This is a genomic window from Cellulosimicrobium sp. BMG9.23 (genome assembly GCF_059159985.1).
In genome coordinates this window covers 319,730-344,037 of the sequence record NZ_JBZGBZ010000002.1, presented here as the reverse complement: position 1 = coordinate 344,037, position 24,308 = coordinate 319,730, and the positions used below count along the sequence as shown (strand labels likewise).

Below are 24,308 nucleotides of genomic sequence, written 5' to 3'. Positions count from 1 at the left end.
GCGCGGTCGGCGAGGCCGCGGCCCGGCTGAAGACCGTCGAGCTCTCAGGCCGGCACGTGCGCGCCGATGACCGAGAGCAGCTGCAGCTTCTCGTAGCTCTCGCTGCCGGGCACGGCGGTGTAGACGAGCAGGAGGTGCGACTGCTGCGGGTCGAGCAGCGTCTGGCAGTGCAGCTCGAGCGCGCCGACGTCGGGGTGGACGAACCGCTTGGTCTCGTCGGGCCGGTGGCGGTGACCGACCTCGTGCGCGTCCCAGAGGCGGCGCAGCTCCTCGCTGTGCGCGAGGGTGACCTCGGCCAGGTGCGCGGCTCGGGAATCGGGTCCGCGCAGGGTGACGACCTGGCGCAGCTGTGAGGCGAACACCCGGGACAGCCGCTCGTGGTCCTCCGGCGGGTAGAGCGCACGGCTGGTGGGGTCGGTGAACCACCGGTACCCCAGGCTGCGCGCGGGGCCGGTGTACCGGGTGGCGTCGCCGGTCAGAGCGACGCCCAACGGCGTCTGGCGCAGCGTCTCGCCCAGCTCGGTGACGATCTCGGCCGGGGTGTCGGTCAGCCGGTCGAGGATGCGCAGCAGGCCCGGGCTGATGTGGTCGCTCAGCGCTCCGCGGGGAGGCGGCTGGTGCCCGACGAGGCGGAAGAGGTGGTCGCGCTCGTCGAGGCTCAGGTGCAGGCCCTGGGCGATCGAGGCGGCCATCTGCGCGGACGGGTGGGGGCCGCGCTCGCGCTCCAGCCGCGCGTAGTAGTCGGTCGACATGTGGCACAGCACGGCGACCTCCTCGCGGCGCAGACCGGAGGTCCGGCGACGCTGCCCGCGGGGCAGGCCGACGTCCTCGGGTTGCAGCGCCTGCCGACGGCGGCGGAGGAACTCCGCGAGTCCTGCCCTGTCGATCACCGGTCCACGTCCTCTCAGCGGGTGACTGGGTGTGTCCGTTCTACCGTGCCTGCGACCCGGGAGCCACGGCCTGTCGATCCCCCTCTCGGCAGTCGTCGGGGCGCGGACGATCTCGCCCGCAGGCACGGATCGACAGGCCCTGGATGCGCTCTCGGCGCGGTGTGACGGTGGCGGCACAGCCCGACCGACCCCGGAGGACACCGTGAACCCTCAGCAAGCCCTCGCTCCCGTCCCGGCCGAGCACGCCGATCCCCACGCCGCTGATCCCCGGCCCATCGAACCCCAGCCCACCGAACCCCAGCCCACCGAACCCCAGCCCACCGACACCCGGCCTGCCGACCCGCGCGACGCGTCGTCGGGCCCCAGCGCGACCGCCCGCCGGGTGCTCGGTCTGCCGGACCCCCCGGAGACGTCCGCGGCGCGGACCGCCGCACGGCGGACGCTCGAGCGCGTCGGCGGGCCGGTCGGTCTCGCGGTGGCGTCAGCCCCGACGATCGCGTTCGTGGCCGCGGACGCCGCCGCCGGGCTCGGCACGGCCTTCGTCGCCCTGGGGGTCACCGCGGTGGTCGCGAGCGGCGTGCGTCTCGCCCGGCGTGAGCCGCCCGGTGCCGCGATCGCGGGCCTGGTCGTCGCCGCGGTCTGCGCGACGGTCGCCGCGCTCGCCGGCGAGGCGCGCGCCTTCTTCCTGCCCACTATGGTCCTGCCCGTCGTCTTCGTCCTCGCCTACGTCGTCTCCCTGACGTCGCGCCGGCCCCTGACCGGGTTCATGGTCAACCGCCTCGCGGGCGGGCCCCGCGACTGGCCCCAGCACCCGGCTCTGCGCCGCGTCTACACCGTCACGTCGCTCGTCGGCCTGGCCATGGCGGCGGCGAACCTCGTCGTGCGCGTCGTGTTCTACCTCGCCGACGAGCCGGGGATCCTGGCCGGGATCCAGGTCGCCGCCACCTCGCTGTTCGCCGTCCACTTCGCGGTGACGCTCGTCGTCGCGCGCCGGGTGGCCACCGCGCCCCTCGCCGCACCGGTTCCGAGCACCGCGCCCCGCTGACCCGGGACCACGAGCAGCACCGAGCACCACCGAGCACCACCGAGCACCCGAGCCTGACTCCGACCACCACCCACGACAGGAGCACCACCATGCCTCGCACACCCCATCTGGACCTGCCCGACCTGTCCGCCCGACGCGCCCTCGTCACCGGAGGGAGCGACGGGATCGGCCTCCTCATCGCGCAGCGGCTCGCCGCCGCCGGGGCCGAGGTGGTCCTCCCCGTCCGCAACCGCGTCAAGGGCGAGGCGGCCGTCGACCGCATCCGCCGCGCCCACCCGTCCGCGCGCGTGGTGCTGAAGGACCTCGACCTCGCGTCCCTGCGGTCCGTGGCCGCCCTGGGCGAGGACCTGCGCGCGGAGGGCCGCCCGATCCACGTGCTCGTCAACAACGCCGGGGTCATGACCCCGCCGGACCGCCAGACCACGGACGACGGGTTCGAGCTCCAGCTCGGGACCAACCACCTCGGGCACGTCGCGCTCGTCGCGCACCTCCTGCCGCTGCTGTCCGCGGGGCGCGCGCGCGTCACGTCGCAGCTCAGCGTGGCGGCCCGGAACGGGGCGATGAGCTGGGACGACGTCAACTGGGAGACCCTCTACGACGGTCGTCGCGCCTACAGCCAGTCCAAGATCGCGTTCGGCCTGTTCGGGCTCGAGCTCGAACGGCGGAGCCAGGCCGGCGGCTGGGGCATCACCAGCAACCTGTCGCACCCGGGCGTCGCCCCGACGAGCCTGCTCACCGCGCGACCGGAGCTGGGGCGGGACCGCGACACGCCGCAGATCGCGCTCATCCGCCGGCTGTCCCGCGCAGGGATCCTGCTCGGGACGCCCGAGAGCGCCGCGCTGCCCGCGCTGTTCGCCGCCACCTCGCCCGAGGCTCGCGGCGGACGGCTCTACGGCCCGGACGGGCCGGGCAACCTCGGGGGAGGCCCGGCCGAGCACCGCCTCTTCCGTCCCCTGCGCGACCCCGTCGAGGCGGACCGGGTCTGGCGGGTGTCCGAGGAGCTGGCGAGGGTGTCGCTCGCCCCCGCCGCCGTCGCGGCGTGAGCGCGGTGGTTCACTGGACCGGTGCCCGACGACGCGCCGCTCGCCAGCCCTCTCACCCTCCCTGACCTCGCCGACCGTGTCGAGGCGGTCTCCGCGCTCTACGCCCGGAAGTTCGGCATCGACCGCGACGCCGACTGGTTCGCCCTCAAGCTCACCGAGGAGGTCGGCGAGCTCACGCAGGCGTTCCTCGCGGCCACGGGCCGCACCCGCCCGCGCGGCCCCGGAGGACCCGGGCCCGACGACGCCCGGCAGGCCCTCGCGGACGAGGTCGCCGACGTGCTCGCCCACCTCCTGCTCCTCGCCCGGTCCCAGGGCGTCGACGTCGAGGCGGCCGTGCGGCGCAAGTGGCTCGCGTGGGAGGGTGAATTCGATGGATGAGCGGTCCGCCGCGCCTCTAGGGTGACGCGGTGACCGACCAGCGCACCGACCCTCCCGCCACCGCCGACGAGATCACGACCCTGCGCGGCTACCTCGACTTCCACCGCGACACGCTGCGCTGGAAGACGTCCGGCCTCGACGCCGCCGAGCTCGCGCGGACCCTGCCGCCGTCGACCATGTCGCTGGGCGGGCTGCTCAAGCACGTCGCGCTCGTCGAGTCGTACTGGTTCTCGGAGATCTTCCTCGGCAAGCCCCTCATCGCGCCGTTCGACACGGCCGACTGGGACGCCGACGCGGACTGGGACTGGCACAGCGCGACGCAGGACAGCCCGGAGGAGCTGCGCGTCCTGCTGGACCGGTCGATCGCCGCGTCCGACGAGATCCTCGAGGCGGCGATGGCGGACGGCGGCCTCGACCGTGTCTCGGCCGTGAGGCACCGGCGCACCGGCGAGCCGTGGAACCTGCGCTGGATCGTCGTGCACATGATCGAGGAGTACGCGCGGCACAACGGCCACGCGGACCTCATCCGCGAGTCGATCGACGGCGCGGTCGGCGAGTAGTCCTCGCGGGGGGACCGGCGGGAGCGCGCCGCCGTGGACGACGGTTGCCGCGGTGTCGGGCACCCGGCACGATGGCGGGCGTGACCGCGCCGCCGCCCCCGCCCCTCCCGCGACGACCGCGTGTCTCGCGCAGCAGGGCGACCACCGTCGGCCTGGTCGTCGCGAGTGTCCTCGGGGTCGCGCTCCTCGTCTCGGCGGCGTGGGTCCTGAGCCGCCCGGTGACGTACGGCTGGTTCGCCTACGCACCGGAGTCGAGCACGACGTTCACACCGTCAGGCGCGCCGTGGCACGGCCGGTCGGCGCTCCTCGCCGCGGGCGGCGCACTGCTGCTCGGCCTCGTCGGCGGGTTCGTCCTCGGCCGCCGGGCCCGCCCCGCACCTGCTGCTGGAGCGGGAGGCGTCGAGCGCTCCACCGGCGACGGCGCGCCGTCGGGCGACGCATGAGCGCGCCCGGGTACCGCCTCGTCCTGCTCGACCTCGACGGGACGCTCGCGGACTCCGCTCCGGGCATCGTCGCGTGCGCGCAGCACGCGCTGCGCGAGGTCGGCGTACCCGTGCCCGACGACGCGGCGGTGCGTGGGGTCGTCGGCCCGCCGCTCGGGGACGGCTTCGCCGCGCTCGGCGTCCCGGCGGACCTCGTCGAGGACGCGATCGCGGCCTACCGCGCGGTGTACGCGGCGGGCGGGATGTTCGACAACGCCGTGTTCGACGGCGTCCCGGAGGCTCTCGCGTCGCTGCGGGCGCGCGGCGTGCGCCTCGCCGTCGCGACGTCCAAGCCGGAGGTCTACGCACGCCGGATCGTCGAGCACCTCGGGCTCGACGCGCACCTCGATCGCGGCGTCGACGACGTGTTCGGCGCGACGCTCGACGGCACGCGCGGCACGAAGGGCGACGTCATCGCGCACGCGCTCGACGGGCTGCGGGCGGACACGGGGCTCGCGGACCTGCCGTCGGACGAGGTCGTGATGGTCGGTGACCGCGAGCACGACGTGCACGGTGCGGCCGAGCACGGGATCGGGTGCGTCGGTGTCGCGTGGGGCTACGCCGAGCCCGGCGAGCTCGAGGCGGCCGGGGCACGCGCCGTCGTCGGGTCGCCCGCGGAGCTCGTCACGGCCGTCCTCGGGCTCGCTCGAGACGACGTCGCCTGATCCGTCGGGACGCGCTCCGGCTGTTGGATCTCCTGGAGGGCCGAGATCACGGTCGAACCCGAGAGGTAGGCCTGTCTCGGCGTGAGGCCGTCGGCTGTCAGGCCCGTGCCAGCACGACCACCGGCGCGAGGATCCCGGCTCGCGTCGCGGCCATCATGTTCGTGATGCGCTCGACGAAGGCGGGGCCGAAGACGACGGCCCGGTCCTCGGTGGGTTCCCCAGGAGCCGCAGCGAGCGCCGCGCGTCGGTCCTCGACGCTCAGCACCTCGAAGCCGGCCGCGGCGAGCGCGTCCACGTAGGAGGACGGCGACTCGAGGAACGACGTCTCGTCGTCGACGGCCCACGGCTGCGGGTAGGGCAGGTCTCCGGCGCCGACGCGCATCTGGTCGTGCAGCCCGAACAGTCCGCCGGGCCGTACGACGCGGTGCACGTCGGTGAACGCCGCGGCCTTGTCGGGCAGGTTCATCCCGACGTGGATCATGGCCGCGCGGTCGTGGGACGTGTCGTCGCACGGGAGCTGCTGTGCCTCCCCCACCTCGAACCGGACGAGGTGCGACAGCGCGACGCGCTCCGTCAGGACGCGGGCAGCGGCGACGAAGTCCGGGCTCAGGTCCACGCCGGTCACCGGGCAGCCGTGGCGGTCGGCGGCGACCCGGGACGAGCCGCCGAGGCCGCAGCCGACGTCGAGCAGGGACGTGCCCGGGTCGAGCTCGAGGACGTTCAGCAGGTAGAGAGTCGTGGCCAGGCCCCCGGCGTGCAGCTCGTCGAACGGCGCGAGCGCGTCGACCGGCACGGTGCCGCCGCCGTCGGCGGCACCGGCGGCGGCCAGGATGCGCGCCGCGAGGTCGCTGCCTGCGTAGTGGTCACGGACCCGGTCGCTCGTGGCCATGTCGGCCCTCCGCACGTCGTCGTGGTGCGTCCCGACGGCGCACGTCGCTCTCGACGGTACGCCGTCGGAGGACGGCCGCGTCCCGTAGGGGGAACTGGGCGTCGCCACCGCCTTGACCTTGACGTAACGTCAACTCCTAGCGTGATGATCGCTGCCGCACGGAGCGGCGGGGCACACGGGAGGAGGGTGTCATGGGAGTCGCGGCACCCGGTCGCACGGCCGACTGGTCGATCCAGGAGGTCGCGCGGCTGGCCGGCACGACCAGCCGTACCTTGCGTCACTACGACGCCGTCGGGCTGCTCGCCCCGACCCGCGTCGCGTCGAACGGCTACCGCCACTACGACGCCGACGCGCTCGTCCGCCTCCAGCGGATCCTCCTCCTGCGCGACCTCGGTCTGGGCCTGCCCGCGATCAAGGCGGCGCTCGACGGCCCGGGTGACCAGGCGTCGTCGGGCACCGGTGCCGGGGACTCCCAGGTGCGGGCGCTGCGCGGCCATCTCGAGTGGCTGCGCGCCGAGCGGCAGCGGCTGGCGCGACAGATCGCGTCGGTGGAACGGACGATCACCACGATGGAAGGAGGTGGCGAGCTCATGGCGAAGGACATGTTCGACGGGTTCGACCACACGCAGTACGAGGACGAGGTCACCGAGCGCTGGGGCAAGGACGCGTACGCGCGGAGCGACGCCTGGTGGCGCGGGCTGTCCGCGGAGGAGAAGAACGCCTTCGGGGAGCAGGTCGCGCGTCTCAACGCGGACTGGACGACGGCGGCCGGTGCCGGCGTCGACCCGGCGTCCGACGAGGGGCAGGACCTCGCGCGCCGCCATGTCGAGTGGCTCGGCAGCGTCCCCGGCACGCCCGGTGCGGGAGGTGCGACGGTGAAGGAGTACGTCCTCGCCATGGGCGACATGTACGTGGCTGACCCGCGGTTCGCGAAGAACTACGGCGGTGTCGAGGGCGCGACCTTCGTCCGGGACGCGCTGCGCGTCTACGTCGACCGGGTCCTGTGACGCGACCGCCCGGTCGGCCGACCGGGCGACGCCTCGGGGGAGGGCTCCGCGCGAGCCCTCTCTCGAGGCGTGCCGGCGCCGGGACGCACGCCGAGTGGCCGGTCGCCGTGGTACTGCTCGCCGCGGCGACGACCGTCGTGCTCGTGGGCTGCTCCGCGGCGTCGTCGCCGGCCGCGTACCGCCTGCCGCCGACGGAGGGCACGTTCGACTACCAGCTCGGCGCGGCGTACGACGTCCCGGGCGGGCTGGACGTCGTCGTGCGCGACGCAACCGCCGAGCCTGCCGACGGCGCGTACTCGGTCTGCTACGTCAACGGCTTCCAGACCCAACCGGGCGAGACGGACCGCTGGCTCCGCGAGCACGAGGACCTGCTGCTCCACGACGCGTCGGGGCAGCTGGTGGTCGACCCGGACTGGCCCGACGAGCACGTCCTCGACCCGTCGACCTCCGTGCAGCGGGACGGGATCCTGGACGTCATCGGTCCGATCGTCAGCGGCTGCGCCGATGCCGGGTTCGACGCGGTGGAGATCGACAACCTCGACACGTGGACCCGCTTCGACGACCCGGCGACCGGCCGCATCGACGAGGAGGGTGCGCTCGCGCTGGCCGCGGCGTACGTCGACCTCGCGCACGACGCGGGCCTGGCCGTGGCGCAGAAGAACGCGGCCGAGGTCGCCCGCACGGCCCGCGACGACCTGGGGTTCGACTTCGCGGTGACCGAGGAGTGCGCCGTCTACGACGAGTGCGCGGCGTACACGGCCGTGTACGGCGACCACGTGCTCCAGGTCGAGTACGACGACGCCCTGCCGGAGCCGTTCGACCGGGTGTGCGCCCGGACCGACCGCGCGCCGCTCACCGTCCTGCGCGACCGGGACCTCGTGGGGCCCGACGACGCGGGCTACGTGCGCGAGCAGTGCTGACCGGTTCGCTGCACCGGCCGCCCCTGGGGCCTCCGACCCGCGCAGGATCGGCGTCACCTCACTAGCCTGGGGTGACGGTGGGCGCTCGCCCGCCGCGAGACAGCGTCGCGAGGCAGCCGAGGGAGGCAGCCATGGGCACGTCGTCGTCAGCCCCCGGGCCGCGCACGGTCCGGAACGTCGCCCTCGTCGGGCACAGCGGATCGGGCAAGACCACGCTCGCGGAGGCGTTCCTCCATCGGGCGGGCGCGATCCCGCGACCCGGCTCGGTCACCGAGGGCACGACCGTGTGCGACCACGAGCCCGAGGAGATCGCGCGGGGCATCTCGGTCGGTCTCGGCGTCGCGCACCTCGACTGGACCGCGCCCGACGGCGAGGTTTACCGCGTGACGCTCCTGGACACCCCCGGCTCGCCGGACTTCCTCGGGGCCGTCGACGCGGCGCTCGCGGTGGCGGACCTCGCGGTCGTGGTGGTGAGCGCCGTCGACGGGGTCCGCTCCGGGACACAAGAGGCGTGGCGGCTGTGCGACGAGGCGGGGATCCCCCGCCTCGTCCTCGTCTCCCAGGAGGACCGCGCGCGCGCCGACTTCCGGACCGTGCTCGACGACGTCCGGTCGAGCTTCACCGCGTCGTTCGTCCCGCTCGAGCTCCCGCTGGGCGAGGAGCAGTCGCTCCACGGCGTGGCCGACGTCCTCACCGAACGCGCCCGCGAGTACGACGGCGACGGCGCCGGGCACCTCGACTGGCACGGCCACGACGAGGCGGTCCCCGACGACGTCCGCACCGAGGAGCACGCGCTCCACGACCAGGTGGTCGAGGAGATCGTCACGCACGACGACGAGCAGCTCGAGGCCTATCTTGCCGGTGACGAGCCCGGCGTCGCCGACCTGGAGCGCACGCTCGCGCAGGAGGTCCGCGACGGCGAGGCCGTGCCGGTGGTCCTCGCCTCTGCGCTCACCGGCGTGGGGATCGACCGCGCGCTCGACCTCGTGTGCGAGCTCGGCCCCTCACCCGTCGACCGGCCGGCCGTCGTCCTCCTGCCCGACGCCGCCGCGCACCCGGGCGACGACGGCACCGGGGCGAGCGGCGCCGTCGGGCACGAGACGCGGGCCACGACCGAGGTGGTGGCACAGCCGTCCGGGGACGCGCTCGTCCACGTGTTCCGGACGGTCGTGGACCCGTTCGTGGGCCAGGTGTCCGTGTTCAAGGTCCTCTCGGGGACCGTGGCGAGCGGGGACCGCCTGGTCGACGTCGCGACGGGCGCGGAGGACCGCGTGCACGGCTTGTTCCGGCTGCGCGGGCGCGAGCACGTCGCCGTCGAGCGTGTCGGTGCGGGGGAGGTCGCCGCCGCGGCGAAGCTCGGCGCGGCGACCACGGGCGGGCTCCTGGCGAGCCGCCGCTCGCCCGTCACGGCGCGTCCTCTGCCCGCCCGGCCGCCCGTCTACGCGCACGCGCTGCGGCCCGTGTCGCAGTCCGACGACGACAAGCTGTCGGCCGCGCTCGCGCGCCTCGTCGCCGAGGACCCGACGCTGCACGTCGACCTCACCGGAACCCAGGCGGTCCTCGGCGGCCTCGGCGACACCCACCTCGCGGTCGCGCTCGAACGGCTCGAGCGCACGTTCGGCGTGCACGTGACGACCGAGCCCGTGCAGGTCGCGTACCGCGAGACGATCGCGCGGCCCGCCGAGGCCGAGGGGCGGCTCAAGAAGCAGTCGGGCGGTCACGGGCAGTTCGCCGTCGTGCAGCTGCGGGTCGCGCCGCTGCCGCGCGGGGCGGGGTTCGAGTTCGCCAACGCGGTCGTCGGCGGGTCCGTGCCGCGGCAGTACCTGCCGGCCGTCGAGCGCGGCGTCGCCGAGGCGATGGCCGCGGGCGGTCCGCACGGCTACCCCGTCGTGGACGTGCGCGTCGAGGTGTACGACGGCAGAGCGCACTCCGTCGACTCGTCCGACATGGCGTTCCGCACCGCCGGAGGGGCAGGGTTGCGCGAGGCGTTCGCCGTGGCGGGGACGGTCGTGCTCGAACCCGTCTCCGCCGTGACCGTCACCGTCCCGTCCGACGCGCAGGGCGACGTCATGGGCGACCTCTCCGCGCGGCGCGGCCACATCACGGCCACGGACTCGCTCGACGACGGCCGCGTGGTCGTCGAGGCGCTCGTCCCCGAGGCCGAGCTCACGCGGTACGTGCTGGACCTGCGGTCGCTCACCGGCGGCCGCGGCTCGTTCACCGCCCGCCCCGACCGCTACGAGATCCTCCCGGGTGGGGTCCCGGCCGCCGCGAAGTAAGAACCCGCCCACGGCGACGTGGTACCCCGGTCCGGGCGACGTGGTACCCCGGTCCGCCGGGGTAGCACCGCAGCCGGCGAGGCGAAGCCCTGCTCGTCGACCGCCTCTCGTCGGTGCCGCGAGATGCGAGACGTTGCCCCACGGAAGCCGTCGGCAGCGACCACTTCCCGCATGTGGTCGGTGGTGCACCACGGGAGGTTCAGCGGGCCGTGGCCGGTGCGGCGGCCGAGTGCCGCGCGATCGCCGCCACGGCGGCCCCCTCGATCACCAGGACCGGTCCCAGGAGCAACGCCAGGACCTCGGCCGGCATCAGCCGTCCGACGGATTGGGTCTCGTCGGCCTCCACACCCTCGGCGTACCCCGTGTAGACGCCCGCGAGGAACAGCAGCGTCCCTCCCACGATCGCGATCCAGCACAGCGCCATGACATGCCGTCGGAGATGAGGTGTCACGTGGGTGCTCCCCTGAACGAGTGCGACGTCGATCGGGCCACCCTAGCGGCGCGGGAGGAGGACGATCGGTGCTCCGCCGCCCGGGTGCTCCACGATCTCGACCGGGTAGTCGTAGACCTCGCTGAGCAGCGACTCGGTGAACGCCTCGACGGGGAGCTGCGGTGCCGGCGACTCGGCGATGGGGTGGATCGCGTCCTGGGCGAACGCCGCGGTCGTGGGGCCGCTGGGGAACGAGGCCGGGTCGACGTCGCTGCCGCCGAGCGCGGCGCGCGACGCCTCGAGCGTCGTGCAGGTCGGGGCCGTCGTCGGCGTCGTCTCGGCCGGTTCGGCGGCGGGCTCCGCGTCCGCGGTCGCAGTCGCCTCCGGCGTCGCGGGCGGCTCGTACGGCAGCGGCCTAACCTTACTCGGCGCTGCCCCGCGGAGGTCGAACTCTGGTCGCCGAGGTAGAACCCTGGTCGCCGAGGTAGAACCCTGGTCGCCGAGGTAGAACCCTGGTCGCCGAGGTAGAACCCTGGTCGCCGAGGTAGAACCCTGGTCGCCCGACCAGGGCTCTATCTCGCGGACTGCGGCCTCTAACTCGTGGGTGGGTCGGCGCCGACGAGTCCGTCAGCAGTGGACGGCGCCGAGGTCGGCGAAGAGGGCGGTGTTGAGACGGAACGCGAGCTTGGCTTCGGCGACGGTCTCGTCGACCTGCGCGGGGGAGAGGTCGAGGCCGTCGAGGCGCTCGCGGTAGATGTCCTTGAACGGCTTGGACTTCGGGATCTCGACGAACGTGTAGAACGCGAGGCCGCCGACCGACAGCCCGTAGTGGCGCTCGAGCATGCGCTTGATGATCTGGCCCCCCGAGAGGTCGCCGAGATAGCGCGTGTAGGCGTGCGCGGCGTACGCGGGGAGCGAGTCGCCGACCTCGCGCAGGCGGGCGACGTAGCGCTCGGTCGCGGGCCGGATCGTGACGCGCTCGGCCCAGTCCGGGCCGACGAGGAACGCGAGGTCCTTCTCGATCTCGGGCGTGCGCGTCAGCTCGTCGAACACGAGGGTCGCGCCCTGGCCGTCGGAGCGGATCGCGGCGCTCGCGTCCTCGAGCGCGCCGTAGATCGCCCACTGCTGCGCCGCCAGGTCGGCGTACGCCGCGACGTCGAGCTGGCCCGACATGAGCTTCTCCACGAAGCCCGAGCCCTCGGCCTGCTCGTGCTCGGGGCGCGTCCCCTCGCGCAGGCGGAGGGAGAGCGGGGCCGGGAGATCGGCGGAGGCGAGGTCGTGCGTGAGAGCCGTCACGGGAGCTCCTGCGGTGCGTCGGGTCAGGGCGCACGTCCTGACAAGGCGTCATGACGATGCGTCAGGAACTGTACCGCATGAGGTTAGGCATGCCTCCCTTCGGAGTGAGGAGACTGCCGACGCTTGAGCTGAACCGGCGTCGGCTCACGCGTCGGGTCACGCCGTCCCGACGTCCTCCGGGTTGGGTAGCCGCGCGAGGAAGCGGAAGCCCACGAGCCCGACGACGACCGCGAGTCCGCCGCCGACGACGAGCGGGGTGGTGAGGTCGATGCGGGCGAGCAGCCCGCCGAGGAACGCGCCCAGCGGCATGACGCCCCACAGCAGCGTGCGCCACGTGCCGTGGACGCGGCCGAGCAGCCGGCTCGGGATGACGGCCTGGCGCAGGGACATCACGTGGATGTTCCACACCGTCGTGCCGCCGAACGAGAACGCGAGCAGCACCGCCGCCACGGGCACCACGGGCACGAGTCCCATGACGACGAGCGCCGCAGGCGTGAACAGGTTCGCCACCGCCATGACGGGCCCGGAGCGGAAGCGCTCCTTGAGCGGCGAGGCCGCGGCGGCACCCAGCAGCGATCCCACTGCGCCGACGAGCATGAACGCGCCGAACCACGCCTCGGGCACGCCGAGGCGGTCGAGCACGAAGAGCACGAGCGTGGCGGTCGCCGCGGAGAAGCACAGCCCGACCACCGTCGAGAGCAGCCACAGCGGCCGCAGCATCGGGTGCGCCCAGATGTACCGGAAGCCGTCGGCGACCTGTCGGTACCAGCGCACGGGTGCGTCGTCGGATGCGTGCGTGCGGTGCTCGCCCGCCGCCGCGGCGGGCAGGAAGAACGCGAGGACGAACGCCACCGCGTACCCCAGTGCCCCGACACCCAGCGGCACCACGACGGCGATCGCGAACAGCGCCGACGTGAGCGGCGCCGAGAGGAAGTTCTGGACCGTGATCTCGCCCGCCTCGATGCGCGAGTTCCCGCGCGGGAGGTCGGCCGGCCGGACGATCGACGGGACGACGGCCCGGATCGCGCCGTCGTACACGGTCTCGAACGCGCCGTAGAGGAAGACGACGGCGTACAGCGACCAGATCGTCAGCGTGTCCGTCCACGCGAGGGCCACGAGCCCGAGGGCGAGCAGCGTCCGCACGCCGTTCGCCAGCGCGAGCGCGTGCCGGCGGTCGATCCGGTCGAGGAGGATCCCGGCCGGGATGGCGAAGAAGAGCCACGGCAGCAGCGCGACGGCGGCGATGCCGGAGACGAGGACAGGGTCGTCGGTGAGACGGACGGCGAGCAGCGGTGCCGCGACGCGCGCGACGCCGTCGCCGAGGCTCGAGCTGAGGTTCGCGGTGAAGACGTTGGTGAACGCCGGCCCGAGGTGAGGGCGCGGCGAACGGTCGCGGCGTCCGAGGGGCATGGCAGCGAGGGTACGAGACCGGTGCTCCGATCACCTACCGTCGGGCCTCGGCGCACACAGGCGTCTGCCGACGGCAGACGGAGGGCCGGCGCGGTCCTCGGCCCGTCGCGTCAGGCTCGGGCGAGCGCCGGGGCGTCGAGGTCGGCGCCGACGGCGCGCAGCACGAAGGCCTCGGTCGCGGCGACGGCCTGGGCGCGCGCCACGGGGTCCTCGGGCGCGAGCCGGCCGGACAGGCACGCGTTGACGAGCTGCACCGTGGTGTCGATGTCCTGCGCCGGGAACTCGCCGGCGTCGATCCCGGACCGCACGATGCGCCGCAGGATCGCCTCGACGAGCTCGGCGTGCTCGCGCAGCCGCTGGCGCGTCGTGCGGGAGAGCACGGAGCGCAGGTCCGGGCCCGGGGCGAGGTGGAAGACGCGCATGAGCTGGGCCTGCTGGCGGATGTAGGTCCGCAGCTGTTCGACGGGGTCGTCGACGTCCTCGAGCGCGCGCTCGAGCGTGCTGACGTACTGCTCCGTCTCGTGGGTGATGAACCCGAGGAGCAGCGCCTCCTTGTCGGGGAAGTGGTTGTAGACGGCCGTGCGGCCCACCCCGGCCGCGGCGGCGATGTCGGCGAGCGAGATGGCGTCGAAGCCGCGGTCCATCATGAGGTTCGAGAGCGCCGCGAAGAGCTTCTGCCGGGTCTGCGCGCGGTGCTCGTGGAGGGAACCTCCGATGATCTTGGGCATGCTGACACCATAGGCATCCGGTGTCAGAACGCAAAACCCGGCAGGTCGCGGCGTGCCCTCTGCGACACTTCCGCCATGGACACCACCGCGTCGCCCGAGGGCGGTCCCGTTCAGGACGCCTCCGCCGACTACCCGCCCGTCCCCGCCGACACCAAGGACTGGACGTGGGTCCTCGAACGACCGTGCCCCGAGTGCGGCTTCGTCCCGGGCGACGTCGCGCCGGACCAGGTCGGGGCGGCCGTCCGCGCCGCGGTGCCGCGCTACGTCGCGGTCCTTGGGCGAGCGGAGGTCCGCACGCGACCCGACGCGACCACCTGGTCCCCGCTCGAGTACGCGGCGCACGTGCGCGACGTCTTCTCCATCTTCGACGTCCGGCTGCAGTCCATGGTCGAAAGCGACGACCCCCTCTTCGCGAACTGGGACCAGGATGCCGCCGCGGTCGAGCAGGACTACGCGCACCAGGACCCGGCGGTCGTCGCGCGCGAGCTCGAGATCGCCGGCGACCGGGTCGCCGGCCGCTTCGACGCCCTCGTGCCGGACCAGTGGGAGCGCCCGGGACGCCGGTCCAACGGGTCCGTGTTCACGGTCCGCACGCTCGGGCAGTACTTCCTGCACGACGTCGTCCACCACCTTCACGACGTGCGCGCGGCCTGATCGCGGCCCCGGCCACTGCGAGCGGCACCGGCGGCACGGCCGAAATCGTGACACGCCCGTAACACCCGCGCATTCCGGACGTACTACGGTCCGGATATGGACCCCGTCGTCGCCGCTCTCGTGCCCGAGGCGCACGCCGGTGCCCACCTGCTCGCGGTGCCCCGCTCGCGCGGTGCGGCACGGACCCCCGTCGACGCGCTCGCCCGCGCCTGGTTCCCCGAGGCGGGGTGGACCACGGCGCCGGGAGGCGGCGGGGCGGCACCGCCGATGGCCGGCGCCCGGTTCCGCGGCGTGGTGCCCGACGCGGTCGTCGTGCCGGGAGTTCTGGGGCTCGGCGGGGGCGCCCGCGCCGTCGGGCCGTTCCCGCTGACCGTCCCGCAGACGCAGGCGCTCGACCTCGCGAGCGGGGCCGCCGACGTCTATGCGATCGAGCTCGACGACCCCGCACCGCGCGGAGCGCCCGCCGCGGTGCCCGACGACCGGGACGGCATCGCGCGGGCCTTCCCCGGCGGGCTGCCGCAGGGCGCCGAGCTCCAGGTCCTCGGGTGGGCCGTCGCGGTGGCGCGGCGCGTGGGCGGCGCCGTCGTCGTCGACGGGCGCTCGGTCCTCACACCCGACCCGGCGTCCGGCGTCGATCTCACGCTCTACTCGGCCCAGGTGCTGACGCCCGAGGACCTGCTCGGCGTGCTGCGGACCGTGGTGCCGTCGGCGCAGGTCGTCGCGGTCGAGCCGCGAACCGACGGGCCGGCGGACGCCGCGGCGTCGGGCGACACCCCGTACGACGGCGCGGTCCGGCTGTGGATGCAGCGTGTCCCGGAGGTCCCGCTCGCGCTCGGCGCGCTCGACTGGCGCGAGTACGGACCGTACGCGTACCGCGTCTCGTGGAGCCCGGTGGACACCTACGAGCTCGAGGTCGAGCGGCCGTCCGGGCTCCACCTCATCGCCCGCTCGCGGGCCCGGGTGCTCGTCGCGCGGCTCGCCGCGATGCTCCAGGGGCGGCTCGCGGGCACGCTCGTCGACGACGGCGGCTTCGTGGTGCGCGACCTCGACCTCGACGATCGCCTCACGCCGGCCCCGACCTCGACGTCGCAGTTCTGGGTCTGAGGTGACGGCTGCACGACGCCGGGTGAACGGGGCGTGAAGGACGATCGGACTGTCCACAGAATTCGTCCACAGGGCTGTGGGTGACGTTGCCGTCGCGCGGGTGCGTCTGTGGACGAACCTGTGGTCGACGGGCGCCCGCAAATGACAAGGGTGGGAACTCTTGCCCCCGCCCGATCCGAGGACTACAAACGTGCCTATCGGCCTGGACGGGCGCACGTGGACGACGGTGTTCCGGCACGCAGAGCAGGGGTCATCCTGACCTCGCCGGCACCGGCAGGTGACACCACGGCGCGCACGTGAGGCACGGTCGACCGGAGAACGGTGGACGACCCGCGACCTCGGCCGCGGGCTGCGCGCGACGGCGCAGGCTCCGACCGGACCCGGAAGACCGACCGCGATCGGTGTCGTCGAGAAGAACGGGCCGGACCCCTCCGGTCCCGAGACGGCACCGGGCCGCCACGTCGCGAGCGGCGCCCCGGCGGGCCACCCGGCCCGACCGCCCCGGGGTTGCGCGGCGACGGCGAGGCCCCTCGGAATCCTGCTCCGAGGGGCCTCGCTGCCATTGTCCCGCGTCGCCGCGCGCAACCACAGCCCTGTCGTACAGCCATCGCACGGGCCGCGCGACACCCGTGGCTCGGGCACGCCTCTCGCGCGCGGACAGTGCCTACGCTCGACCCATGAGCAACCTGGAGACCCGTCCCGAAGAGCGTCTGTGCACCGCGGGCGCGTCGCACGACGCGGACCGCGGCGCCGTCGAGATCCTGGAGCACCGCGACGTCCCCCTCGGCGGGACGCGGGCGATGCAGGTGCGCCGGACGATCCCGCAGCGTGCCCGGTCGCTCGTCGGGGCGTGGTGCTTCCTCGACCACTACGGGCCCGACCCGCTGCCCGCGATCGGCGACGGGACGGACGGCATGCAGGTCCCGCCGCACCCGCACACCGGGCTGCAGACCGTCTCGTGGCTGTTCGCGGGCGAGATCCTGCACCGCGACTCCGTCGGCTCGCTGCAGACCGTCCGCCCGGGCGAGCTCAACCTCATGACCGCAGGCCGTGGCATCTCGCACTCCGAGGAGACGCCGAGCGGCGAGCGCCCGCCCGTCCTTCACGGCGTGCAGCTCTGGGTCGCGCTCCCGGGCGACCGCCTCGCGGACGCGCCCGCGTTCGAGCACCACGCCGACCTGCCCGTCGCGACGGCCGGCGGCGCGCGGGTCCAGGTGTTCCTCGGCGCGCTCACCGTGGCCGGCGCGGAGCTGCGGTCTCCCGCGACCGCGTACACGCCGCTGGTGGGTGCTCAGCTCGACCTCGAGCCGGGCGCGCGCGTGGTGCTCGACGTCGATCCTGCGTTCGAGCACGGCCTCCTCGTGGACGACGGCGCGGTGCGGCTCGAGCAGGCGGAGGTCCCGGTGGCGTCCCTGGGGTACGTGGCACCCGGTCGCCGGACGCTGACCGTCGAGGCCGGGCCCGACGGCCCGGCGCGCGCGGTCCTCGTCGGCGGCGAGCCGTTCGGGGAGGACATCGTCATGTGGTGGAACTTCGTGGGCCGCTCGCACGACGACGTCGCGCGTGCCCGCGAGGAGTGGCAGGCCCAGCTCGTGGTCCACGACGGGGACGGGCCGCGACGCGGCGGCACGCGCTACGTCGACGGAGCGGCGGCGGGGCGGTACGGGCAGGTCGTCGGGTACGACGGCGGTCCGCTGCCCGCCCCGGTGCTCCCCGACGTCCGTCTCCGCCCGCGCACGCGCCCCGCGAGGTAGCACCGCGGAGCGGGCTGCGCCGAGGTAGAACCGCCGGTCGCGAGGTAGAACGTCGCGAGCTCTACCTCGCGACCGCCCGTTCTATCTCGCGGCGGACCTCCGCCAGCCGGGGGGCCGAGCGTCGTCGGTAGACTGCCGCGCATGGCCAAGAACTCCACGCCCGACTTCGTGCTGCGTCCGTTCGAGGGGCTTCCCGGCGAGACCGACTGGGTCGCGATGCGCGAGGTGGTGCCCTCGGCCACCGCGACGGCGCGCACCACCGCGGAGCACGGGTCGCGCGACGTCCTCGTCGTCACCGTCCTCCCCGCCGGCTGGGCGGCGCTGCACCGGCAGGACGGCGTCATCCTGCTCGCCGTCCAGACGCTGGCCGGCTCCGGCGACACGAGCCGTGACCTCGCGGCGGCGCTCCTCGAGGCGATCGACGTCGAGCCCGGCACCTCCGTCGAGCTCGGCGCGCTCCCCGGCGCGGGACCGCGGCTCCAGGACGTCCTCGACCTCGACGTCCCGTTCGACGTGACGGTCCACGAGGACTTCGCGTACTGGCTCGACCCGACGCAGGAGGTCACGCCCGACGTGCAGGCGTCGCTCGACGAGGCTGCGGGCTCGATGGTCCCGACCGTGAAGCTCGACGCCGTCCCGTCCGCGTACTGGTGCCGCATGTCGCGCGAGTTCCTGCGCTGGGCGCGGCCCGAGCCGGAGGACGCGCTCATCGACGCGATCTCGCGCCTCCACGCCCGCCGCGAGTCGGGGCTCGCCGACGGGAAGTTCGTCGGGGCGTTCCGGTCGAGCGGGCTGCTCGTCCCCGTGTGGGAGCTGCCGCGCGGCACGGAGGCCGACGAGCTCGAGGGTCCGGTCGCCGAGCTCGACGCGCGCCTGAGCGAGGCGCTGGCCGTCACCGAGCCCCTCGACGCGAACGAGCGCCGCGCCCGCGCGGGCATCGTGTCGCGTCAGGTCACGCTGCGCTGACCCGCTCGGGTCGCGGAGGATCCCGGGCGGCGTCGGGAGATCTCGTGACGCACCGCGCAGGGTTCGCCGCAGATCTCGGGCGACACTCCTGGCGATTCTGCGGTCAACTCTTTGCACTACTAGGCTGGGCGGCGTGAACGCGGACCATCGGTCGACCGAGACCAGGAGCGAGGCTGGGCACGGCGTGCCCGCGAAGGCAGCGTCTCCCCAGCCCCCGACCTACCTGTCGGCCTCCGGCACCCGTGCGCGGACCCCGCGACCGACGCCCGACGGCGCCCGCCGGGGCCGGGCCGTCCGCCAGCGCGTCGCGGTGATCATCCCGGCGAAGGACGAGTCCCGGCGGATCGCCGCGACGGTCCGCGCAGCGAAGGCCATCCCGCACGTCGACCTCGTGCTCGTCGTCGACGACGGGAGCGAGGACAACACCCAGCACGTCGCGCGCGAGGCGGGGGCCGTCGTCGTGCGCCACTCCCACAACCGCGGCAAGGCAGCGGCCATGGAGACCGGCGCCGCGGTCGTCGCCATGCGCGACGCCCCGGACCGCCCGCCCCGCCTCCTGCTCTTCATCGACGGCGACCTCGGCGAGAGCGCCGTCAACACCGCACCTCTCGTGCCCCCGGTCCTGGAGGGGCACTCCGACGTCGCGATCGCCCTCCTGCCGCCGCAGCCCGGCGCGGGCGGGCGCGGGATCGTCGTCGGGGCGGCGCGCCGTGCCATCCAGTCGATGACCGGGTGGACGCCCACCCAGCCCCTGTCGGGGATGCGCTGCCTGACGCGCGAGGCCTTCGAGGCGGCGACGCCGCTCGCCCGCGGCTGGGGCGTGGAGACGGGCATGACGATCGACCTGCTCCGCCAGGGGTACGTGGCGGTCGAGGTGCCGTGCGACCTGCGCCACCGCGCGTCGACCAACGACCTCAAGGGGCAGATCCACCGCGCCGCCCAGTACCGCGACGTGCTCGTGGCCGTGAACTCGCGCAAGGTGCGCTACGCCGTCGACAAGGTGCGGACCGCCACGAGGTAGCCGTGCCCGGCGGACCGGTCGCACGCCGCTGAGGACGGTCAGACGGCGTGTCCCGGCTCCGCCGCGACCGTGTCCTGCCCCTCGCCAGCACCGGCGTCTGCCTCCTGCCCGACGCCCGCGTCGTCGGGCGCGCCGCCGTCCGGCTCGTCGGGCGAGGGGTCCCCGACCGCGTGGAGCGCGGCGAGCGTGAGCAGCGGCACCGCGGGGATCAGCGCGATGAGGGCGATGCGGACCCCGAAGTCGTTGACGACCGACCCGGCCACGCACACGATCCACAGCGCGAGGACCGCCGGGCGCAGGAGCGGCCACGCCGCCTCGGTCCGGGCGAACCAGCGCGGCGTGAACCGGCGCGGCGCGAAGAGGAGCAGAGCCGCCGCGAGGAGGACGAGGATCGTGATCCAGACGGGCACGCCGCCCAGCACCGACCGGAGCGCGTAGCCCGCCTTGCGCAGGAGCGTCTCCCAGGCGGAGCCGTCGACGACCTGCTCGACGAAGCGGCCGAGGTGCGACCGCTGGTCCGCGGGGCGCAGGTAGTCCAGCACGCCGACCGCTGCCACGACGGCGACGCCCGCGGCCGCGACCAGGAGGAAGCGCCGCCACGTGATGCGCGCGCCCGACGCCGCGAGCCCCAGCACCGCGAACGCCGGCACGACGACGAGCCCGCCGCCGAGGTCCGCGCCGAGCGTCGGCCACACGTCGACGACCATGGTCACGACGCCGATGCCCGCGACGACCGCCGCAGCCGTGCGCGGGCGCTCGCGCCGCACGAGCCACTGCGCGAGCGCCGCGGCGAGCACGAGCGCCCCGACCGCGTACACGGAGAACGTCGGGTTGCCGAAGCCGTAGAAGCGCGCGCCGAAGGTGGGTGCGGAGCCCAGCGGGCTCGCGCGGTTGAGCGGCGTCCCCACGAGTGCGTCGAGCGTGAGCACGCCGAACGTGATCCCCGCGACGAGGCCGGGCCCGAGCCACACGGGACGCCGCGGGGCGAGCGCGCCGAGCCCTGCGACGGCGGCGGTCGAGAGCGCGGTCGCGACCACGATGGCGACCGTCTGCTCGCCGAACCGCCACCAGCCCGTGAGCGAGACGACGAACGCCGCGGCGGGCACCGCCGCGACGACGAGCGCCGCCCCGCGCGCCCAGCGGGCCGCGCGCGCCCAGCGCAGCCGGGCTCGGTCGCCCGTGGCCCGTCGTGCGCGCGGTGCGAGCAGCAGGCACAGCCCGGCGAGCGCCAGGCCCGCGTAGAACGGGACGTCGACAAAGTACGTGTACACGGCGCGGCGCACGTGGTCGCGCGACGTGAGGTCGGCGAGCGCGTCCGCGGTGGTCGCCGCGTCCGGGGGCCGCGGGGTGCCCCACGCGAGCGGGGTGTCCTGCACGCGCGCCGGCGTGGCGAGCGCCGCGGCGTCGAGGATCGTCGCCGGGACGTCGAGCACGCGCGCGACGCCGTCCGTCCGGGTCGCCGCGCTCGTGAGGTACCGGGCCTGCTCGGGGCCGTCCGACGACGGCCGGACGAGCGCCGTACCGAGCACCGGCCGGCTGCCCGGGGTCCCGGCCACGTCGACGACGAGCACCGTCGACCCGGCGGGCACCCGGTCGAGCACGGCGTCGACCGTCGCGTCGACGGCCGCGAGCCGCTCGGCGCGCAGCGCGTCGCGCACGGCCGTGCGCTCCTCCGGGGAGAGCGTCGGGTCTGCGGGCGGGGCCGTCGCGTCGCCGGCGTCGACGACCGTCACGGGGCAGTCGTACGCGTCGCCGTCTGCCGTGGTGGCGTCGGCCAGCTCGCGGTAGCGCGCGACGTCCCCGTCCGCGTCGGCGAGCGCGAGGGCCGCGCCGGGCCCGACGGCCGTCGCGCAGCCCGCCCTTGCCGAGCTTGAGCCGCCGGCCACCGCGAACGTGTCGCCCAGCACCCCGAGGCGCGCCTGGTACCCGGAGCCCTGCTGGAGCGCGACGAGCTCGTCCCAGCCGTCGACCCGGGCGCCGTCGCCGGTCGGGACGGGCTGCGCCGTCGGGCACTCCCACGTGCCGTCCGCGGCGCGCCCGGCCGCGACCTCGGTGAGCTGTCCCGCGGAGAGCGCGAGCCACCCGCCCGCGGTGCACCGGCTCGCGGCACCCGTGGCCTGCGCGACGCCCGCGGCGCCCGCGCCGTCGGTGAGCAGGGCGTTGAGCGTGGGGGTGCGCAGCTCGGCGACGTCCTCCCACGTGACACCGGTCGTGCCCACGACGACGAGCGGTCGGTCGGTCGCGACGGCGTCGGCGCGGGTGGGGGAGACCTCGGCACCCGCCCGCGTGGCCGCCGACGCGGGTCGCAGGCCGCTCGATCCGAGGACCGTCGAGGCGAGCAGGACCACGAGCAGGAGGCCGCCCCCGACGGCGAGCAGCATCGACGGCATCCGCCGGACGCCCGGCTCCGGGAGCGCGCGCTCGGGCAGCGCGCGGTCCGACGGCGCGTGGTCCGGCCGGCCGGACTCCGCCGTCGCCTCTGGGGTGGGCAACGCGGTGAAACCCGGGACGACCATCGCGGCGCCCACGACGATCACCATCGCGCCGATGATCACGCCCGAGTCGTTGAGGAACGAGCCCACGCCCGCCACGACGACGAGGGACACGACGAGCGGGCGCAGCAGCGGCCACTCCTCGTACGCGCGGGCGACCTCGGGCAGGCGGGCACGGTCTGGTCGCAGCACCGCGAGAGCCACCAGGACGACGAGCACCGCGGCGAGCGCCCCCACGGGGTTCGCGACGGTCGCCCACGCACCGAGGGCCTTGCGCCAGACGACGTCGAGCGCGCCGCCGTCGACGACCGTCTGGACGAACCCGCCGAGGTGCGACGACCCGCCGGGCAGGAGCCAGTCGACCACCGCGACGAGCGCGACCGCGAGGACCGTCACGGCCGCGACCACGAGCACGCGCGCCCCCGTGATCCGGACCTGCGCGACGAGCAGCGACAGCACCGCGAACGCGGGGACGAGCGCGAGGATCCCGCCGAAGTCGGCGCCGAACGCGGGCCAGCCGTCGATGACGACCGTCACGAGGCCGACGGCGACCACGCACCACGCCGCGAGGCGTCTCCGGCCGCGGCCGACCGCCGCCGTCGCGAGGCCGCCGGCGAGGACGAGCCCTGCGACGGCGTAGACCGCGAACGTCACGTTGTTGAAGCCGTAGAACCGCGTGAACCCGACGACGGCCGACGTCCCGAGGAGCGACGCCTGCTGGAGGGTCGTGCCGGTCGCGCCGTCCACGGTGAGGACGAGCCAGGTCACCCCGGCGAGCGACGTCGGGAGCGCCCACGGCTCCCGCGGCAGGAGCCGCGAGACCCCCCAGGCGGCGAGGGCCACGACGACGGCGCTCACCGCGAGCGCGAGCGTGAGGGCCGCGGCGGGCGAGCTCCAGACCCACCACCGGGACAGGCTCGCGAGCGACGCGGCGACCGGGGCCGACGCCGCGATCATCAGCACGGCGGTGACGACGCGCCGCCCCGCCGGACCGGGCCGGGCGGGCTCGCCGCGCCGGGCGGCGGAGCGCCGGACCCACAGCGCGCCGCCGAGCGTCGCGACGAGGGCCGCCACGAGCACGCCGACGAGGACCGGGTAGTGCGTCGGGATGGTGCTCGTCAGGACGTTGAGGTACTGGCGGTTCTCGACCGTGCGCGCCACGTCGAGGCGGCGCGTCTCGCCGAGCTCGAGCGGCGCACCGACGAGGCCCTCGGTGCTCCCGCCGGCCGCCTCGACGACCGTCGCGGTGAGGTCGACGAGCTGGACGATGCCGTCCTTCTGCGTGCTCGGCGAGTGCAGCCAGCGCCCGGTGGGCTCGCCCTTGCGCCAGTCGACGACGACCTGGAGCCCCGGCTCTCCCACGGGGTCGGCCGAGATGCCCGCGACGAGGACGCGCGTGCCTCGGTCGACCTCGCCCATGACGCGGTCCAGCGTGTCGTCGAGCGCGTCGAGGCTCTCGCCACGACCCGCCGCGGTGTCGACGAGCTCGCCCTGGTCCACGACCGTGACGTCGCACGCGTCGAGCCCGCCCTCGGGGAGCGCGTCCAGCGTCGGCGAGTAGCGCGCGACGTGGCCCGTGCCGTCGGCCAGCATGAGGGCCGCGCCCGGCCCGACGGCCGTCGTGCAGACGCCCGTGGGAACGAGGCGCGCGGCGAGGGTCCCGGGCGCGTGCTGCGTCGCCGTCGGCGGCTCCGCCGCGGCGGCGGGAGTGACGAGCGTCGACCAGCCGGGGACGTCGACGGGGGCGGGCGTGGCGGTCCCGACCGGCACGGGGAGCGGCGGGCACCCGGTCGCCGACGGGTCCTCGGCGGTCGTCGTCGACCCGGCACCGCCGGTCCCGTCGGGGCCGGGCGCCGCGACCGGCTCCGCGGTCGAGATCGTCTGCCCGGCGGAGAGCGTGAGCCAGGCGTCGGTGGGGCACGTGCGCCCGACGTTCATCGACGCCACCGACCCGGACCGGATCATCGTCCACAGGGACGGTGTGGCCGAGGGGGAGACGTCGCTCCAGTAGAGGCCCGCGACGGCGACGACGACGAGCGGCTCGGGGTCGTGCGTCGGCACGGTCGTGGTGTCGTCCGACTCGGCTCCCGCCGCCGAGAGCGCGGGGAGGCCGAGGAGCACCACGGCCAGCAGGGTGAGGACGGCACGAGCACCGCGGGCCGGGAAGGTCACCGGACCAGCGTACGGGGGCGGGTCCGCGCGACCTCGGCCCGCGGCGGCGCGGGCGAGGGTCCGACCGGAACGCTCACGGCCCCTCCACGGGCTCCGCCGCGCGGGCGCCGGGCCCGGTGCCCG

21 protein-coding genes are annotated in these 24,308 nt (G+C 75.0%); 14 read left to right on the top strand and 7 right to left on the bottom strand.

Translation table 11 applies throughout. The annotated features are described in order from the left end of the window. Positions 1 to 44: 44 nt before the first annotated feature. On the bottom strand, positions 45 to 890 hold the full coding sequence (locus tag AC4H2G_RS03640; RefSeq protein WP_494364388.1) for a helix-turn-helix transcriptional regulator: 846 nt from the start codon (positions 888 to 890) through the stop codon (positions 45 to 47). Positions 891 to 1,092: 202 nt separating this feature from the next. On the opposite strand from AC4H2G_RS03640, the gene AC4H2G_RS03635 reads away from it, so the two are divergent. The 6 genes from AC4H2G_RS03635 to AC4H2G_RS03610 all read left to right on the top strand — a co-directional run bounded on the left by AC4H2G_RS03635 (position 1,093) and on the right by AC4H2G_RS03610 (position 5,063). Next, a complete protein-coding gene (locus tag AC4H2G_RS03635) occupies positions 1,093 to 1,935 on the top strand; it encodes a DUF3159 domain-containing protein (protein WP_494364387.1) in 843 nt (280 codons plus the stop codon). An 89-nt stretch (positions 1,936 to 2,024) separates the two neighbouring features. Then, on the top strand, positions 2,025 to 2,978 hold the full coding sequence (locus AC4H2G_RS03630; protein WP_494364386.1) for an SDR family oxidoreductase: 954 nt from the start codon (positions 2,025 to 2,027) through the stop codon (positions 2,976 to 2,978). Between the two features lie 21 nt (positions 2,979 to 2,999). Next, positions 3,000 to 3,356, top strand: a complete 357-nt coding sequence (locus AC4H2G_RS03625; protein WP_494364385.1) for a MazG nucleotide pyrophosphohydrolase domain-containing protein — start codon at positions 3,000 to 3,002, stop codon at positions 3,354 to 3,356. 29 nt (positions 3,357 to 3,385) lie between these two features. After that, positions 3,386 to 3,916, top strand: a complete 531-nt coding sequence (locus AC4H2G_RS03620; protein WP_494364384.1) for a DinB family protein — start codon at positions 3,386 to 3,388, stop codon at positions 3,914 to 3,916. Between the two features lie 80 nt (positions 3,917 to 3,996). Next, positions 3,997 to 4,359 (top strand): hypothetical protein, encoded by a 363-nt coding sequence (locus AC4H2G_RS03615; protein ID WP_494364383.1) that lies wholly within the window; start codon positions 3,997 to 3,999, stop codon positions 4,357 to 4,359. Beyond that, positions 4,356 to 5,063 carry an HAD hydrolase-like protein gene (locus AC4H2G_RS03610; protein WP_494364382.1) on the top strand — a complete coding sequence of 236 codons (708 nt, stop codon included), beginning with the start codon at positions 4,356 to 4,358 and terminating at the stop codon, positions 5,061 to 5,063. Before AC4H2G_RS03615 ends, AC4H2G_RS03610 begins: the two co-directional genes overlap by 4 nt. 97 nt (positions 5,064 to 5,160) lie before the next feature. Here the strand turns inward: AC4H2G_RS03610 and AC4H2G_RS03605 are convergent, their stop codons facing one another. Further along, a complete protein-coding gene (locus AC4H2G_RS03605; RefSeq protein WP_494364381.1) occupies positions 5,161 to 5,952 on the bottom strand; it encodes an SAM-dependent methyltransferase in 792 nt (263 codons plus the stop codon). 191 nt (positions 5,953 to 6,143) lie between these two features. On the opposite strand from AC4H2G_RS03605, the gene AC4H2G_RS03600 reads away from it, so the two are divergent. The 3 genes from AC4H2G_RS03600 to AC4H2G_RS03590 all read left to right on the top strand — a co-directional run bounded on the left by AC4H2G_RS03600 (position 6,144) and on the right by AC4H2G_RS03590 (position 10,158). After that, a complete protein-coding gene (locus AC4H2G_RS03600; protein ID WP_494364380.1) occupies positions 6,144 to 6,959 on the top strand; it encodes a MerR family transcriptional regulator in 816 nt (271 codons plus the stop codon). 107 nt (positions 6,960 to 7,066) lie between these two features. Continuing rightward, positions 7,067 to 7,879 (top strand): endo alpha-1,4 polygalactosaminidase, encoded by an 813-nt coding sequence (locus AC4H2G_RS03595; protein WP_494364379.1) that lies wholly within the window; start codon positions 7,067 to 7,069, stop codon positions 7,877 to 7,879. Between the two features lie 131 nt (positions 7,880 to 8,010). Next, a complete protein-coding gene (locus AC4H2G_RS03590; protein ID WP_494364378.1) occupies positions 8,011 to 10,158 on the top strand; it encodes an elongation factor G in 2,148 nt (715 codons plus the stop codon). Positions 10,159 to 10,357: 199 nt separating this feature from the next. On the opposite strand, the gene AC4H2G_RS03585 is transcribed toward AC4H2G_RS03590, so the two are convergent. From AC4H2G_RS03585 to AC4H2G_RS03570, 4 genes are all read right to left on the bottom strand, one after another. After that, positions 10,358 to 10,609 (bottom strand): hypothetical protein, encoded by a 252-nt coding sequence (locus tag AC4H2G_RS03585; protein ID WP_494364377.1) that lies wholly within the window; start codon positions 10,607 to 10,609, stop codon positions 10,358 to 10,360. Between the two features lie 606 nt (positions 10,610 to 11,215). After that, complete coding sequence (locus tag AC4H2G_RS03580; protein ID WP_494364376.1) at positions 11,216 to 11,884, bottom strand: biliverdin-producing heme oxygenase; 669 nt, start codon at positions 11,882 to 11,884, stop codon at positions 11,216 to 11,218. 156 nt (positions 11,885 to 12,040) lie between these two features. Continuing rightward, positions 12,041 to 13,294, bottom strand: a complete 1,254-nt coding sequence (locus AC4H2G_RS03575; protein WP_494364375.1) for an MFS transporter — start codon at positions 13,292 to 13,294, stop codon at positions 12,041 to 12,043. Between the two features lie 110 nt (positions 13,295 to 13,404). Continuing rightward, positions 13,405 to 14,022 carry a TetR/AcrR family transcriptional regulator gene (locus tag AC4H2G_RS03570; protein WP_494364374.1) on the bottom strand — a complete coding sequence of 206 codons (618 nt, stop codon included), beginning with the start codon at positions 14,020 to 14,022 and terminating at the stop codon, positions 13,405 to 13,407. A 75-nt stretch (positions 14,023 to 14,097) separates the two neighbouring features. Here AC4H2G_RS03570 and AC4H2G_RS03565 point away from each other — a divergent pair, with 75 nt between their 5' ends. The 5 genes from AC4H2G_RS03565 to AC4H2G_RS03545 all read left to right on the top strand — a co-directional run bounded on the left by AC4H2G_RS03565 (position 14,098) and on the right by AC4H2G_RS03545 (position 19,521). Continuing rightward, on the top strand, positions 14,098 to 14,676 hold the full coding sequence (locus AC4H2G_RS03565) for a DinB family protein (protein WP_494364373.1): 579 nt from the start codon (positions 14,098 to 14,100) through the stop codon (positions 14,674 to 14,676). Between the two features lie 96 nt (positions 14,677 to 14,772). Continuing rightward, a complete protein-coding gene (locus AC4H2G_RS03560; RefSeq protein ID WP_494364372.1) occupies positions 14,773 to 15,780 on the top strand; it encodes a hypothetical protein in 1,008 nt (335 codons plus the stop codon). A 677-nt stretch (positions 15,781 to 16,457) separates the two neighbouring features. Then, positions 16,458 to 17,534: a pirin family protein gene (locus tag AC4H2G_RS03555; RefSeq protein WP_494364371.1), complete on the top strand. Its 1,077-nt coding sequence runs from the start codon at positions 16,458 to 16,460 to the stop codon at positions 17,532 to 17,534. A gap of 141 nt (positions 17,535 to 17,675) precedes the next feature. Continuing rightward, complete coding sequence (locus AC4H2G_RS03550; RefSeq protein WP_494364370.1) at positions 17,676 to 18,500, top strand: DUF5926 family protein; 825 nt, start codon at positions 17,676 to 17,678, stop codon at positions 18,498 to 18,500. A gap of 184 nt (positions 18,501 to 18,684) precedes the next feature. Next, entirely contained in the window at positions 18,685 to 19,521 is an 837-nt protein-coding gene (locus AC4H2G_RS03545) for a glycosyltransferase family 2 protein (RefSeq protein ID WP_494364524.1), read from the top strand. Positions 19,522 to 19,559: 38 nt separating this feature from the next. Here the strand turns inward: AC4H2G_RS03545 and AC4H2G_RS03540 are convergent, their stop codons facing one another. Further along, positions 19,560 to 24,185, bottom strand: a complete 4,626-nt coding sequence (locus AC4H2G_RS03540; RefSeq protein WP_494364369.1) for a hypothetical protein — start codon at positions 24,183 to 24,185, stop codon at positions 19,560 to 19,562. Positions 24,186 to 24,308 lie beyond the last annotated feature (123 nt).